General features: G+C 55.5%; 13 protein-coding genes. 3 read left to right on the top strand and 10 right to left on the bottom strand.

Annotation, left to right across the window (positions count from 1 at the left end; translation table 11 throughout):
- The 8 genes from H598_RS0100580 to H598_RS0100545 all read right to left on the bottom strand — a co-directional run bounded on the left by H598_RS0100580 (position 1) and on the right by H598_RS0100545 (position 8,495).
- On the bottom strand, positions 1-1,062 hold the full coding sequence (locus H598_RS0100580; protein ID WP_028111256.1) for a porin: 1,062 nt from the start codon (positions 1,060-1,062) through the stop codon (positions 1-3).
- Positions 1,063-1,185: 123 nt separating this feature from the next.
- Complete coding sequence (locus tag H598_RS0100575) at positions 1,186-2,148, bottom strand: formate dehydrogenase subunit gamma (protein WP_028111255.1); 963 nt, start codon at positions 2,146-2,148, stop codon at positions 1,186-1,188.
- Between the two features lie 61 nt (positions 2,149-2,209).
- Positions 2,210-2,800 carry a TorD/DmsD family molecular chaperone gene (locus tag H598_RS0100570; protein ID WP_028111254.1) on the bottom strand — a complete coding sequence of 197 codons (591 nt, stop codon included), beginning with the start codon at positions 2,798-2,800 and terminating at the stop codon, positions 2,210-2,212.
- Positions 2,800-3,348: a 4Fe-4S dicluster domain-containing protein gene (locus tag H598_RS0100565; RefSeq protein WP_028111253.1), complete on the bottom strand. Its 549-nt coding sequence runs from the start codon at positions 3,346-3,348 to the stop codon at positions 2,800-2,802. Before H598_RS0100565 ends, H598_RS0100570 begins: the two co-directional genes overlap by 1 nt.
- A gap of 10 nt (positions 3,349-3,358) precedes the next feature.
- Entirely contained in the window at positions 3,359-5,563 is a 2,205-nt protein-coding gene (locus H598_RS0100560) for a molybdopterin-containing oxidoreductase family protein (protein ID WP_028111252.1), read from the bottom strand.
- A gap of 237 nt (positions 5,564-5,800) precedes the next feature.
- Complete coding sequence (locus H598_RS22915) at positions 5,801-7,267, bottom strand: disulfide bond formation protein B (RefSeq protein ID WP_245595530.1); 1,467 nt, start codon at positions 7,265-7,267, stop codon at positions 5,801-5,803.
- 6 nt (positions 7,268-7,273) lie between these two features.
- Positions 7,274-7,441, bottom strand: a complete 168-nt coding sequence (locus tag H598_RS26710) for a hypothetical protein (protein WP_169629180.1) — start codon at positions 7,439-7,441, stop codon at positions 7,274-7,276.
- A gap of 91 nt (positions 7,442-7,532) precedes the next feature.
- The gene (locus tag H598_RS0100545; protein WP_028111251.1) at positions 7,533-8,495 is read right to left on the bottom strand and encodes a LysR family transcriptional regulator; all 963 of its coding nucleotides are present in this window, start codon (positions 8,493-8,495) and stop codon (positions 7,533-7,535) included.
- Between the two features lie 473 nt (positions 8,496-8,968).
- On the opposite strand from H598_RS0100545, the gene H598_RS0100540 reads away from it, so the two are divergent.
- On the top strand, positions 8,969-9,946 hold the full coding sequence (locus tag H598_RS0100540; RefSeq protein WP_028111250.1) for a LysR family transcriptional regulator: 978 nt from the start codon (positions 8,969-8,971) through the stop codon (positions 9,944-9,946).
- Positions 9,947-9,956: 10 nt separating this feature from the next.
- Here the strand turns inward: H598_RS0100540 and H598_RS0100535 are convergent, their stop codons facing one another.
- Positions 9,957-10,937 carry an AraC family transcriptional regulator gene (locus H598_RS0100535; RefSeq protein WP_245595529.1) on the bottom strand — a complete coding sequence of 327 codons (981 nt, stop codon included), beginning with the start codon at positions 10,935-10,937 and terminating at the stop codon, positions 9,957-9,959.
- Between the two features lie 67 nt (positions 10,938-11,004).
- On the opposite strand from H598_RS0100535, the gene H598_RS0100530 reads away from it, so the two are divergent.
- Positions 11,005-11,691 (top strand): pseudouridine synthase, encoded by a 687-nt coding sequence (locus tag H598_RS0100530; RefSeq protein WP_028111248.1) that lies wholly within the window; start codon positions 11,005-11,007, stop codon positions 11,689-11,691.
- 96 nt (positions 11,692-11,787) lie between these two features.
- On the opposite strand, the gene H598_RS0100525 is transcribed toward H598_RS0100530, so the two are convergent.
- Positions 11,788-12,399 (bottom strand): TetR/AcrR family transcriptional regulator, encoded by a 612-nt coding sequence (locus H598_RS0100525; protein ID WP_028111247.1) that lies wholly within the window; start codon positions 12,397-12,399, stop codon positions 11,788-11,790.
- A gap of 109 nt (positions 12,400-12,508) precedes the next feature.
- Here H598_RS0100525 and H598_RS22910 point away from each other — a divergent pair, with 109 nt between their 5' ends.
- A complete protein-coding gene (locus H598_RS22910; protein WP_035414866.1) occupies positions 12,509-13,576 on the top strand; it encodes an MBL fold metallo-hydrolase in 1,068 nt (355 codons plus the stop codon).
- The last annotated feature ends 7 nt before the right edge of the window (positions 13,577-13,583 follow it).

Raw genomic sequence — 13,583 nt, 5'->3', positions numbered from 1 at the left:
TTAGAAGTTCCAACCCAGATCGAAGTCGTAACGCATGCCCACGGCGATGGAGGTGTCCTTGTCGCTGTAGTCAAAGTCTTTCACCAGGTACTCGACGTGGAAGCGCAGGTTGTCGGCGGCGTTCCACTCCAGGGTGGTGTTGTAGCCGTCGTAATCCTTGCTGCTGTTGTCCTTGACGCCATCTTCAAAGATGAAGTAACCCAGTTTCACCTTGTATTGATCGGCAAAAGGGTAGGCCAACGCGGTGTCCAGAGTGCTGCCACTGCGGTCGACACCGTTGTCCAGGTTGTAGTCCTTATCCTGGTAAGCGGCGGCCAGGTACAGGCCGTTGTCGAAGCTGTACGCCACCACGCCACCAATGGTCTGGTCATCGCCAACCACCTGGTTGCTGTCGTCGAGACGATCCTGGGTCACGTACCCCAGACCCAGGTGCAGACCAGCCAGGTCATAGCCGACGCCAACGTTAACCATGTCGGCGTTATCGTCGCCTTTGTCACCGTTGATTTGCGCGCCGGCCATCAGGGTGAAGCCCTGCTTCTGCAGCTTGTAGGTGACAAAGTTGTCGACAAAGAATGGACTTTCGGCGTCATAGGCAAACGGGCTGTTGCCGTGGTTAAAGATGTCCACGTACTCCGCCACCAGGGTGTACTGGGCCGGACGTTGCTTGCCCACACCCAGCTGACCATAAGGGGTCGCCAGCGCCACGTACGCCTGACGGGCCTTACCGAAGTCGCCATTGTTGGAGATATCAACGCTCCACTCACCCTGGGCGATGGCTACCCAGCCATTGCTCAGTTCGGTCTGAGCCTTAATGCCAACCCGGGACAGGGCATCGCGCACGTCCCACTTGCCGTTGTCACCATCGTCCAGGTAGTTGAAGGTCGGACGCAGGCTGCCATACAGGTTGAAGCTGGTGCCTTCGGCCAGGGTCGGGGTCTGCTGCTCCAGTTGCTGAACGCGCTCGGACAGGACACGAACCTGCTCTTCCAGAGAATCGGCGGCAACGGCGTTCACGGATACTGCGGCGATGGCGGCGGCCATCAAAGTCATTTTGGTATTCATTGTTACAAACTCATTCCATAAAGCACTACGGGGCTGCACCTGCTCCATGATGGAGAGGCGTGCAGCATGGGTATCAATGAGATGGCCCCACGAATGTGGGGCCATTAATGCATCAAACGATGATTAGGACTTGCGTACCTGTTTCAGCCACAGGTTGTGGTGTTGCTTGGCCCAGTTTTCATCACACTTACCGGAAACCATGCACTCCATACCACCTTCAGACATGATGGTTGCCATGAAGATGTGCACCACGGCGAAGGCGCCCAGAACCACGGCACTGACCAGATGAAGAATCAGGGCCAGGTTGGCACCGTCTTTGGTCTCCGCCAGGCTGGGGAACATCATCACCAGGCCGGAACCGATCATCACCAGACCGAAGATGGCGAAACACCAGAACCACAGCTTCTCACCGGCGTTGGCAAAGCCCGCATCCGGGTGCTTGCCCTTGAAGGGACCGAAGTTCAGGTAACCACCGGCGGCTTTGAACCAGCCCAGGTCACAGGCTTCTGGCATCTGCTTCGGTGCCCACTTCAGCACCATCACGGCCCAACCCAGAATGAAGGGGAAAGCCATCATGTCGTGCAGAGACACCGAGGTGTTGATCACGCCGATCCAGTGGCTGGCGCCCATGTTCGGCTCCAGCAGGAAGCGGCCAGCGCCGATCACCAGACCGGTACCGATCAGGAACAGACAGGCGATGCCGCCAACCCAGTGCACAAACACGTCCATGCCACTCCAGCGGTCGATCTTGTTGCCGGAGAAACCATTGGTCAGCTTCGACTTACCGTTGATGACCACGAACGCGGCCAGCAGGGCAATCATGCCGAAGAACGAGTAGATCAGCAGATCGGCCCAGTAGCTGGCCGGAGACAAGGTCTCCAGGTAGCCCTGGTTGACGACGGTGTTCACCACCGGCAACTCAGGCTGCATGGGCATGCCACGCAGCTCAGGGATATCACCCTGAATGCTGATCTCCTGGATCGGCTGCCACTGCTGAGGCTGAAGTTCGGCCTTAGGGGCCGCGACGGCTTGGCTGGCAAATGCCGACACCAACACCAGCTGAAATAAAGCAATCAAACGTTTCATTTTTAATCCTTAGGTGCCAAACAGGCTCCCGTACAGGCGGGGAGTGGTTACCCCACCAGAATTAATGAGTCATTCGTGATGACAGGAAGCGACGCAATTCACCGGCATACAGGCGCCAGAAGTCGGTCTGGGCATGCTTCTCCATGCCTTCGGTAAACTTCTGGTACCAGGTCCCCAGGTGCAGGCTCAAAAACTCCTGAGCCAACTCCTCCAGGGCCGCCGCCGTGTCGCTGTTTTCCTGTTTCTGGTGCTCACTCACCAGAGCCTCTACGCAGTAGAGAAACTCCAGTTCGTTGCCGATGTAGTCTGCCGGCTCGTTCAGCTTTTCGTCGATTACCAGACCGATGTTCTGATAGAAATCAGCCACCTTGACGGTGTCATCGGTATTGATTTGACGGCCGCTGGCGCAGTAGACAGACTCGTAGGGCGGCACCAGTAAGCGGTATGGGCCGATGCACATGCGGTTGAAGTCACACTCCAAATCCTCTGGCGCGTCGGCGTACCGCTGCGCTTCAGCCAACAATTCGGGATTGCTGCCGCTGGCCTCCAGATAGGCGATGAGGTTAGCCACAGACTCCGGATTGGAGGGGGCAAACACCATGCCTTTCAGGGCGTGGTACGCGGAGGCGATCGGTCCATAGTCGCAATTCATCACGCACGCTCCTTGATAATCACCATGTTTGGCTTGGTCACGCAGTCTGAGTAACCGATACCCTCTTTACTGGCGGATGCCTTCTGGTCCAGAACCTGGTGGATCTTGTCCTGATCCAGGCACTGTACCGGGCAACCATCAACACAGGCAGGCTTCTTACCCTGGTCAATCAGCTCGATGCACATGTTGCACTTGGCCGCTTTGCCGTCGGTATCCACCATGGCCACCGCGTCGTAAGGACAGGCGGACACACACAGACCACAGCCGGTGCACTTCTCGCGATCCAGGACCACCAGGCCGTCGTGACGAATGGTGTAGGCCTGAGCCGGACACACCATCAGACAGGCAGGGTTGCCACAATGCATGCAAGAGTGGCTCAACCACACATCAACAATGCCGTCGCCTTTTTCGACTTCGTAACGGTCTACCTTACGGAAGCGCACGTTCTCTGGCAGTTCGTTGTGAATCTGACAAGCCACGGTACAGGCACCGCAACCGACGCAGTTCTCTTGTCTGAATACAAATCCAAGTTGGTGTTTGTTTTCCATCGGTTACTCCTTAAGCCTTTTCCAGGCCGACGCGGGTTGAGTGATAGGCCGAGCAACCGCCCATATCGGTCAACTTGTCGGTGGTGAGGTTGTTGGTACAGCTGGCCTTGCCCTGAGGGTCCATGCGACGCCAGTTGTTCTTTGGCGCCATGATGGTTCCTGGAACCACCTGGCTGGTCACCATGGCCACGAAGTGGGCTTCACCACGATGGTTGCTCAGACGCACCCGATCGTTGTGCTTAATGCCGTACTTCTCTGCATCCTGAGGGTGGATTTTGGCGAAGTAAGCCGGGAAGGTACGCATGTACTTCACGTTGTAGAAGGAGCTGTTGGCCCGCTGAGGGATCGCAGGAGACAGCAGACGGAACGGCAGTTCACGCTCCTCTTTGATCATCTCGTCTTCCGGCAGACCCAGGTCGATGACCGGATCGAAGCCGGCATTGGCCATGTAGTCGGAGAACAGTTCGATCTTGCCGCTTTCGGTGTGGTACTTGCCGTCACCGAAGAATGGCCGTGGCACGTTCACCTTAACGAATTTCTCACGGGCAATCTGCTCGTAAGTGATGCCTTCATAGGCGTAGTCATCGGTGTCCATGAAGTCACGCAGAATGCCTTCGTGGTCAACCTGGAACTCCGGATCATCGAAGCCCATGTGGTGCGCCAGCTCTTTGAAGAAGGTCCAGTTGTCTTTGGACTCGCCTACAGGCTCGATCACCTTCTCACAGATCTGCTGGTAGTAGCAGTTGTAGTCAGGGCAGTAGTCGTCAGACTCAAACTGAGTCGCCGCCGGTACGATGATGTCGGCCAGCTCAGCGGTATCGGTCATGATGAAGTCATGCACCACCAGGAACAGATCGTCACGCATGGCGCCCAGTCGACAGGCGTTGGAATCCGGCGCCACTGCAACGAAGTTGCCGTTGTAGTTGATCAGCGCGTGAATCGGCTTGATCGGCTTACCGTAGGCCGTCGGGTTGGTCGGATGAATCGCCTTGGCGATCTCGGTCATGTTGACGTGCTGAACGGTGTCGGAGTTGGTACGCAGGTGGGACGCGGTGCCCTTGGCGTAGTTCATGCCGTCGTCGGCCTGAACGTTGTCGTAGATGAAACCGTTACCGATCTGACCGAAGTTACCACCGATGGCGTGCATCATGGCGATGGCACGGGTCATACGGGCACCGTTGTAGTTACGCTGCATGCCGTAACCCAGGCGCAGAACCGACAGCTTGGACTCACCGTATACCTTGGCAAATTCAAACATCTTGGCCCGTGGCACACCGGTGACCTGCTCGACTTCGTCGTAGCTGATCTCATTCAGGCGTTTCACCAGCTCGTCGTAACCCAGGGTGTTCTTCTTGATGAACTCGTGGTCCACCAGATCCTTCTCCACCAGATACTTCATGATACCGGCGGCAAGGTGAGTATCGGTACTTGGCTTAGGCTGCAACCAGATGTCGGCCTGAGACGCAATTGGCGTACGGATAGGGTTTACAACCAACAGCTTGGCACCGTTGTCACGGGCACGGTTGATGTACTTGATGCCGTGAACGTTGGTGGCGGTCTCGTTCTGACCCCAGGCGATGTAGCAGTTGGTCTTCGGTGTATCTTCCGGATCGGGACCACGCCAGGTACCGGTCACAGACTTCAGGCCTTCATAGGCAGCAAATACACACACAAGACGGTCCAACTGAGTGGCGCCCAACTTGTGGAAGAAGCGACATGGGCCGCCGTACTTGCCGATCATGCCTTCGTGGCCGGAGTAGGAGTAAGGCAGGACCGCTTCCGGGCCGTGCTCGGCTACGATGCTCTTCAGCTTGGTGCTGATTTCGGCGTAAGCCTCATCCCAGCTGATGCGCTTCCACTTGCCTTCGCCTTTCTTGCCCACCCGCTTCATGGGGTGCAGGATGCGGTCTGCGGCATAGGTGTACTGCACGTAGGTGTGGCCTTTCACGCAAGGAGAAGTACCGGTCTTCTCTTGCTCTTCGGCACCACTGACGTAGGTCATACGACCATCCTGAACACGGAACTTCAGCAGACAACGGTCAGCACAGTTACGGGCACAGGTGTGGTATTTAATTTCACCATTGCGTTTGTCGAGCAGGCTGTCATTTCCGCCCCGAGGCTTGGCGTTCGCAACACCAGGAGCCAGTCCGGACAAGGAGGTGAATACCGATGTAGCACCGACCCCTTGCAAGAACTTACGTCTATCGATTTTCATCATCTTACTACCAACCTTTTATAATCTATGAATTCAAGGTCAAAATATCGCTACGTTTTTAACCAGCTATTTTCAGTAACTTAAAAAGTCAGGCTCAATGGCAAAGTCAATTTTGCTTGAGGACAACTAAGGGTCATTCTTGAGCAGGGAATGAGAGAGATTAACCTCACCACCGAGCCTGAAACTGCACCAACAAATAAGCCTGAAATAGCAGGTCGAAAATAAACGAGTTACGATTTAAAGTGCGTACTGATAAACCTTATTAATTCCATTTTCGAATCCGGTCACCAACAGAGAGTTGCCAGTCTTAACCAGACCGTAAGGATTAACCGGCGCCGCCAGTTTGATGCCTTTTTCAATCTCTCCGGATTCGTTATCCATCACCAGTACTTCAGAACCGGAATTGCTCAGCAAGTAGCTGGCGCCATTATCGACGCTGATACCTGTGACCAGTGGCAGGTTCTGCAACCACTGTCCCTGCTTCGCAGCCACGGACAACGGCTGTTCGGCTGACAGAGTCATGTCTTCCAGCGCAAAGCGGGAAGCCACCAGGTTTTCGGTTTGTTCGTTCTTGGCGGTTACGCTGACGAACTGCTGCTTGTCGCTGTCAAAGCCGAAGGCAACGGAGTAGCTGTGCTTAGCACGCACGGTGGCAAACTGGCCACGCTCGGTTTCACCGATGCCATCGCTGCTTTCATTGAAACGACGATAGTTTACTTCCCAAGTCTGATCATTACTGAGAACCAGCTTGGCAAATGCCTTATTGTCTCCCATCACGACCAGCTCAGTCGGGGACACGAAGCCCACGCCCACCAGCGGAGAGATGTGCAGCATGTACATGCCATCGATGTCGGCCTTGGTGATCACCTTGGTCATGGTGGCGTCCAGGATGTAGACCCACATGTCGGTGGTGGTTACGGCGTACAGCTTGGCTTCCGGCTGGTAATCGATGCCGGTAACACGAGTCGCGATCTCTGCTGGCAGAGACAGGGTGCTCATCGGTTGCTGAGCCGCCCCTTTGTAGATAGGCGCAGTAGCGGTGATGGCATCGTAGTCAGGATCCGATACGGCATAAGGACCGCGGGCATCCGGGGAGTAGCTTGGCCAGTGATCCAGTTCCCAGCTCATGTACTTGGGATTGAATGACACCCGACCCGGGCTGTCCTGACCGACGAAAGGCGCGGGGCCGGTTTGGGTAAAGGCCTGAACGATGTTGCCGGCAATCACAAACAGGAACACGTAGCTGGCCGCTTTCACCAGGCCGTCATTCTTGCTGCTGCGAGGGCTGTGCTCGGGGAACTTATTGCCCAGGAACATCAGCAACGCTGCAACCACCACCAGCACCACCAGGAACACAAACAGGGCCCAGGAGTAGGTGTGAGCGCCCATGATCTTGACTGAGAAGCCCTGACCGATGTCGCTGGCAAAGTTAAAGCCGGTGTGTACCGAGGCCATGTAGGCACCGTAGATACCCAGGAACACCAACGCCGCAATGTACTTCGGCTTGAGGCCATAACGGACGATGTAGATGGCGGTCAGTGCCACCAGTACCATGGCGGTCCGCTCTTCCCAACAGAAGGCACAAGGGTTGTCCTTCATGATAAAGCCGAACACGAAGCAGGCGATGCCCACCGGCAGCGCCATGATTACGATGGAAGCCAGTGACGCCAGCTTATTAAAAATATCTCCACGACTGTTCATCATGCTTCCTTAATAGTTACCGATGGGCATCAAAGTGCCCCAAGACATCATGATCCAGATAAAGAAGCTCAATGCGATAGAGCCAAATAAAAGCCGATCCGCCAGCTTTTCTTTTTCAGGCTTTTTCAGCACTAAATAGGCCGCAAAAGCCATAATGCAAAAGTTAGTAAATTCCACCTGCCACCTCGATTAGGCAAAAAGGGTCCTCGATGGCTTCTCAGAATAAGAAGCCACCCTAAATAAAAAGTGTTATTTCAATTTGTGCGGATTAGCGCTCGGAGGCTTTACGCCATTCCTTTTCTAATCCGTAAATCAGTTTCGACTTCACCCAGTTGAACGAGGCCGAATTATTAATATCCCCATACAGGATATAGTTTCCGATATCTCGTTCAGTTCGGCGACGTTCGCGAATTCTACGCGCCAACTCATCAGGGAGTCGTACATAATCAACCCCGGGAACCATATCGACAAATTCACGAGTGAACTGGTTACAACTGAGAGTAATACTGTTGGATTCCGCCAGTAATCTCATGGCCGTTGCCACACTGTCTGTATAACCGGCCACTTCCATCTCACAGCCAATCTCACGACATAAGTTCACCAGTAAAGGGCAAGCAAGATCGTTATAGTTGTCCAACTCCAACAGAGGATAACGACTCAGCATATCCAGAGTCAGTTCCTTATTGAATATCGAGTGTCTGCTGTTAGCCAAAATATAAAGGTCGGCTGTTTCAGCAAACATATCCCAATTCAGGTTTTTTCCCTCGAAGCCTTCGTAGACCACCATGAAGTCGATGTCGCCATTGGCCACCTCGGCGGTACAGTCATGACTCAGGGTTCGAATTTCAAACTTCAGGTTTGGCGCCTCAGGCATGATGTGCTGATTCACCACTTTCTGTACCGCATACACAAACTCGTCGTACGCCAGAATAATGAACTGGCCACCGGATTCTTCCGGGGTAAATACCGAGTAGTGCTGCTCGATTTGCTGATACTGATCTACCAGCTTTTTTGCCAAAGGAATCAGTTGGTTAGTCTTTTCTGTGGGGATCAATCCACAGGAGCGACGCACAAACAGTGAATCCTTAAAAATGTCACGCAGTCCCTTCAAGGTCCGGCTGACGGCAGAAGCGGTCATTCCCAACTCATTTGCGGCCTGATGTCCTTGGCCATGCTTGTAAACCGCAAGTAACACTTTCAGTTGGTTGTAATTTAATTGATCCAGCTTCATGACACTCTTATTCGCGAAATAATTGGTGTGCGCAGATGGTCTAACTTTACGGATTGGCTGACTATTACACAGATCACATTATGGGGGGGCTAAATTCGAAGAACATGAGATCTCACCTAAGTTTCACTATTCGATATTTCCTTATTTTTCCATCGGCAATTCAGATGTGACTTTCCTCACTCTGAAAAGCACTGAAATCGCATTCACCTCACTGCTGTCAACTTAAGGCGCACATTAGCACCGGTAAGTCGTTTGCGGGGACAGCTCTCAAAATGCGTCAAAATCCACCCGTCGTCAAACTCCACACGGCTCCGACCATTTTCAGCACTGGCAAAACGCATTTTGCGGTTCGTGCAAATTCGGTACGGCTTAACAGTTTTAACAATTGAATCCGGGGGGCTGTGATCCACCGCACCGCGCCAGCCTCGGCGGCCATGAAAAATGGGCACCTCAATACCTGTTAAGGAACTGTCGTGGACATCGAACACCTGGACTACCGCTCACTGACGGTTTTTGAATCCGTCTCCCGCCACCTGAACGCCGGACTTGCCGCCAACGAGCTGGGCATGAGCAGCTCCACGGTCAGCCGCCACATGGCCAACCTGCGTGAGGTGTTTCAGGATGTGCTGTTCATTCGCCGCTGCCACGGCTTTGTGCCTACCGACAAGGCCACTCAGATTCTGCCGATCATCAACCGCATCCTGATGGACTACCAGGAGCTGAAAAGCAGCCATACTCAGTTTGATCCCAGCACCGCCCGGGAGCATTTCACCATCTATGCCTATAACGAGTTTACCTACATCACCAACAAGGCGGTCAATGAGGTGATTCTGCCCAAAGCCCCCAACCTGAGCTTTGAGGTACGGACGCTGTCTTCCGACTGCAGCAGGGCCATTGAGAACGGTGACATCGACTTTGCGGTGGTGTACGAGAACTTCGGCGGGGACAAGTTGATCGGTGAGTTGATCTCCCCAACCGAGGAGATGTACCTGATTGCCAAGGAGGGACACCCGGTATTCAATGCCGAGCCGACGCTGGAGAACCTCTGCCGTCACCCCTACTTCGAGCTGGATAACTTCGATGACATCCCCTGCCCGCTGCTGTGTCAGGTCGCCAGTCAGCATGGACTGGAGCTGAAAGTCGCCGGCTACACCGACAACCTGGCGGCCCTGAGCCGCCATCTGATGGACACCAACGCCATCGCCCTGAGCTGCAACGCCTTCACTCGGGAGTACCTGAAATTGGTGCGCAACCTGCGCACCTGCACCCTGCCCAAAGCGGTGACCCGGCAACTGATTGACCTGATCGACGTCGGGCGCACCGTCGGCAACTACCTGGTGTACTCACAGATCAATCAATCTCCGACCCACAACTGGGTCAAACAGCAACTGCTGGAGAGCTTAAGGGCGGAATGGTACCGCAACCTGGGCCAGCCGGTACCAGAGCTCTAACCCGAGCCGCCTAACCGGCCCGAATGGCGGTGCAGAAGCTGACGTCGGCGGCGCCGGTGGCGAGGTCAAAGCTGTGATACCACTCGAAACAGAAGCGGTCGTCGCATTCCAAGCCTCCGGCCACCACCTGTCCCAGCAACTCATTCCAGTTAGAGACATACTGGTCATGCTCGGTCACCGTCTTGCGGATGGTGGCATAGTCACCGCCAGCAAAGGGCTGTAACTCTATGCCCGCTGGCACCTGAGTGCCATCTGGCACCAACAAACCGATGTCGGTACGACAATGCTCCGCCGGGGTGATTTCCGGATTATCATGGTAAATAAACAGACACTTGCACTGGCCCAGGCCGCTGGCCTGAGCCCACTGGTGCAATCGAGTGCAAGGCGCCTCGTAGCCTTGGCCGTAGGGGCCGGTGACGCGAATGAAGGCCATGAGGCCGGGTTCAAAATGCTGATGTTTCATCTCTGTACTCCACGAATTAAACACCGCTTCAGTGTAGGCCGGCGCGCCGGCTGATTCGTGTCCCAGCTTGCGAAGCCGGTGTCCAATCTTGCTGCTTCTTAGCACCAGAGACAGCTCCTGCAGCTCCTGGCAATCGCGAATCCGGGTCGGGGTCAACCCAAAGTGCTGCCGAAACGCCTTGGCCAGACTCTGCGAGCTGGAAAAGCCATACTCCATGGCCACAGTCAGTACCGGTGCCTTGGTATAGAACAGATCACCGGCTGCCCCTTCCAGCCGCAACCGACGCAGATAGTCACTCAGGGTCTCCCCGGTGACGGCCTTAAAGATGCGATGAAAATGATAGGGGGACAGGTGCGCCAGGGCCGCGACCTCACTCAGGTTGAGGGGTTGGTTGTAATGACGCTCCAGATAGCGAATCACAGGTTGAAGACGTTGTTGGTAGTCCGTAGCCATGCCGGCAGTCACCGCAGGGAAAGCAAAAGCCTCAGCCTGAGGCAAGATGGGCACCGACGCAACCCCGCCTGGCATCACTGCCCATGGTCAAGGATCCGCAGATCAAGGATAATGGCAGCAGAATTCTTCCACCGAGTCCCCTATGAGACTGGACAAATACCTGTGCAATGCCACCGAACTGACCCGTTCCCTGGCCAAGAAAATGCTCCATCGCGGCGAAGTCACCTGCGACGGCGTGATCATCAAGGATCCCGGATTCAAGGTGTCACCCGAACACACCATCTGCATCAATGGCGAACCGACCGAAGTGCGAGGCTCCCGTTACCTGATGCTGCACAAACCCGTGGATACGGTCTGCTCCAGCGTCGATGATGGCTACGCGTCGGTACTGACGCTTCTGGACCTGCCTAAGCGGGAGCAGCTGAAGATTGTCGGCCGCCTCGACGCCGACACCACCGGCTTGCTGCTGCTGACCAGCGACGGCCAATGGTCTCACCGCATCACCTCACCCAACGCCCGCTGTGGTAAGCGCTATCGGGTGATCCTTGAGACTGCCATCAACGACGAGGCGCTAACGCAACTGCGCGACGGGGTGCTGCTGCACGGCGAAGACAGCCCGGTGCGCGGCCAGGTGGAACGCATCGACGAACGCCAGATCTGGCTGACCATCGAAGAAGGTAAGTACCACCAGGTCAAGCGGATGTGCGCCGCCGTCGGCAACAAGGTCGTGGGCCTGCATCGCCAACAGATCGGCGCTCTGGAGTTGGATGCTGGCCTGTCTCCGGGCCAATGGCGCTACCTCAGCGACGAAGAGGTGGCGCAGTTCTGACGCCCGGTGACGATCCCGATCAGGCTGCCCTAGGCGGAATCCAATCGACCTAGCCATCGAAGCTCAGTGATGACTCACCGGGCCCCGCTAGTGACGTCAAACCTGATAATGACTGAGGAACATGGCGGCAGATTCTGCCGCCAGTTGGCGCCGCTGCGGCTCCGGCAGAGGCGGCATCGACATCATTACCTGGGGCCAGAAACCGCAGCCTTTAATCAGGCCATGCAGCTGTTCCATGGCGAAGCGGATCTCCATCGGCTTGAGGCGACCATCGGCCACCGCCGCCGTCAGCCAGCGCTGCAATCCAGTTTCCAACTCATTGAATTTGGCCATCTCGACCTGCAACTGCTGCGGATGAAACAAAAAGTGGCTGAATGCCACCCGCGTCATATCCAGATTGATGGGATCACACAACAAGGTCAGCTCCTCTTCCAGCAGCCCCTGTAGCTGTGGTGCTAACGGTTGATCCGGCTGATACTGCAACTCAGTCTGGGTCAGCGCCTGTTGCCACACCTGGCTGAGCAGGTGCATCACTAACGCCTCCTTGTTGGGGAAGTGATTGTACACCGTGCGCTTGGACACCTGTGCCAATGCCGCCACCTTATCCATACTGGTTCCCTGAACCCCTTGATCGGTAAACGCCTGGCGGGCGGCTTCGATGATCGCCTGTCGCTTTATCTCACTGCGGGTTCGTTTTACTTCATTCATAGCCATGCTGCTGCCGTCCAGTTGTCTCACACATAATTTTACACTTGTCGGTTTACTTTTAAAGGACAAGAAGTAAACTACACCGATTAGTTTACTTGTAGGTGGCGAGATGAAGATTCTGTTCACCCTGTTGTTAGGAGCCCTTGTTATGACCAGTTGTGCCCTGAGTTCCGATGCCCGACGGCAGCCCAAATTCACCAACAGCGAAGTGAGCATCCGCAACGATGCCGGCACCCTGTGGCAGATCACCAAGGCCTACTTCCAAGACCAGAGGCTGGCCGCGACTCCCACACAACCGATCCCACTGCAGCCAATTGCCACCCAGGAGTTGGAACGAAGTGAAGCCCGGGTTTACCGCCTCGGCCACTCCACGGTGTTGATGCAATTGGACGGCAAATGGCTGCTCACTGATCCGGTCTTCAGCGAACGGGCTTCCCCGGTCCAGTGGGCGGGTCCCAAGCGCTTTCATGACTCACCACTGGCATTGGCGGACCTGCCGGAAATCACCGCGGTGGTCATTAGCCACGACCACTATGATCACTTGGATAAGGCCGCCATCCAGGCCCTGGATGCCAAGGTTGACTGGTTTGTCACACCACTGAAGGTCGGCAACCACCTGCGGCAATGGGGCATTGACGACGACAAAATCATCGAGCTGGACTGGTGGCAACAGACCGTGATTGAGGGCCTGATCCTGACCGCTACCCCAAGCCAACACTTCTCCGGGCGAGGCCTGCTGGATCGGGATCGCACCCTATGGGCAAGCTGGGTCGTGGCCGGGGCCGACACTCGCGTGTTCTTCAGCGGCGATTCTGGCTACTTCAGTGGCTTCAAGGAGATCGGCGACCGCCTCGGCCCCTTTGACCTGACTCTGGTCGAAACCGGCGCCTATAACGACCTCTGGAGCGAAGTACACATGTTGCCGGAGGAGAGCCTGCAGGCGCACCTGGACTTGCGCGGCAAGGTGATGCTGCCGATTCACAATGGTACCTTTGATTTGGCTCTGCACGACTGGTTTGAGCCCCTGCAACGGATTCAACAGTTGGCCCGCCAGCATGGTGTGACACTGGCGACTCCGATCTTTGGCGAAGCGGTGCCGCTGCAACGGGAATTTGTCAGTCAAAGCTGGTGGCCAGCCCCTTCGGTCGAAACCGAATTCGCTCAGGCCACTCCCTAGGAGCATC

The organism is Ferrimonas kyonanensis DSM 18153 (assembly GCF_000425405.1).
GTDB classification, from domain to species: domain Bacteria; phylum Pseudomonadota; class Gammaproteobacteria; order Enterobacterales; family Shewanellaceae; genus Ferrimonas; species Ferrimonas kyonanensis.
This window is presented reverse-complemented; position numbering and strand designations above follow the sequence as displayed.

Excerpts from the sequence above, each read along its gene's own strand:
- H598_RS22915 (WP_245595530.1), bottom strand. The coding sequence starts at position 7,267 with ATGATGAACAGTCGTGGAGATATTTTTAATAAGCTGGCGTCACTGGCT.
- H598_RS0100580 (WP_028111256.1), bottom strand. The coding sequence starts at position 1,062 with ATGAATACCAAAATGACTTTGATGGCCGCCGCCATCGCCGCAGTATCC.
- H598_RS0100545 (WP_028111251.1), bottom strand. The coding sequence starts at position 8,495 with ATGAAGCTGGATCAATTAAATTACAACCAACTGAAAGTGTTACTTGCG.
- H598_RS22910 (WP_035414866.1), top strand. The coding sequence starts at position 12,509 with ATGAAGATTCTGTTCACCCTGTTGTTAGGAGCCCTTGTTATGACCAGT.
- H598_RS0100530 (WP_028111248.1), top strand. The coding sequence starts at position 11,005 with ATGAGACTGGACAAATACCTGTGCAATGCCACCGAACTGACCCGTTCC.
- H598_RS0100525 (WP_028111247.1), bottom strand. The coding sequence starts at position 12,399 with ATGAATGAAGTAAAACGAACCCGCAGTGAGATAAAGCGACAGGCGATC.
- H598_RS0100575 (WP_028111255.1), bottom strand. The coding sequence starts at position 2,148 with ATGAAACGTTTGATTGCTTTATTTCAGCTGGTGTTGGTGTCGGCATTT.
- H598_RS0100565 (WP_028111253.1), bottom strand. The coding sequence starts at position 3,348 with ATGGAAAACAAACACCAACTTGGATTTGTATTCAGACAAGAGAACTGC.
- H598_RS0100560 (WP_028111252.1), bottom strand. The coding sequence starts at position 5,563 with ATGAAAATCGATAGACGTAAGTTCTTGCAAGGGGTCGGTGCTACATCG.
- H598_RS0100535 (WP_245595529.1), bottom strand. The coding sequence starts at position 10,937 with ATGCCAGGCGGGGTTGCGTCGGTGCCCATCTTGCCTCAGGCTGAGGCT.
- H598_RS0100570 (WP_028111254.1), bottom strand. The coding sequence starts at position 2,800 with ATGAATTGCGACTATGGACCGATCGCCTCCGCGTACCACGCCCTGAAA.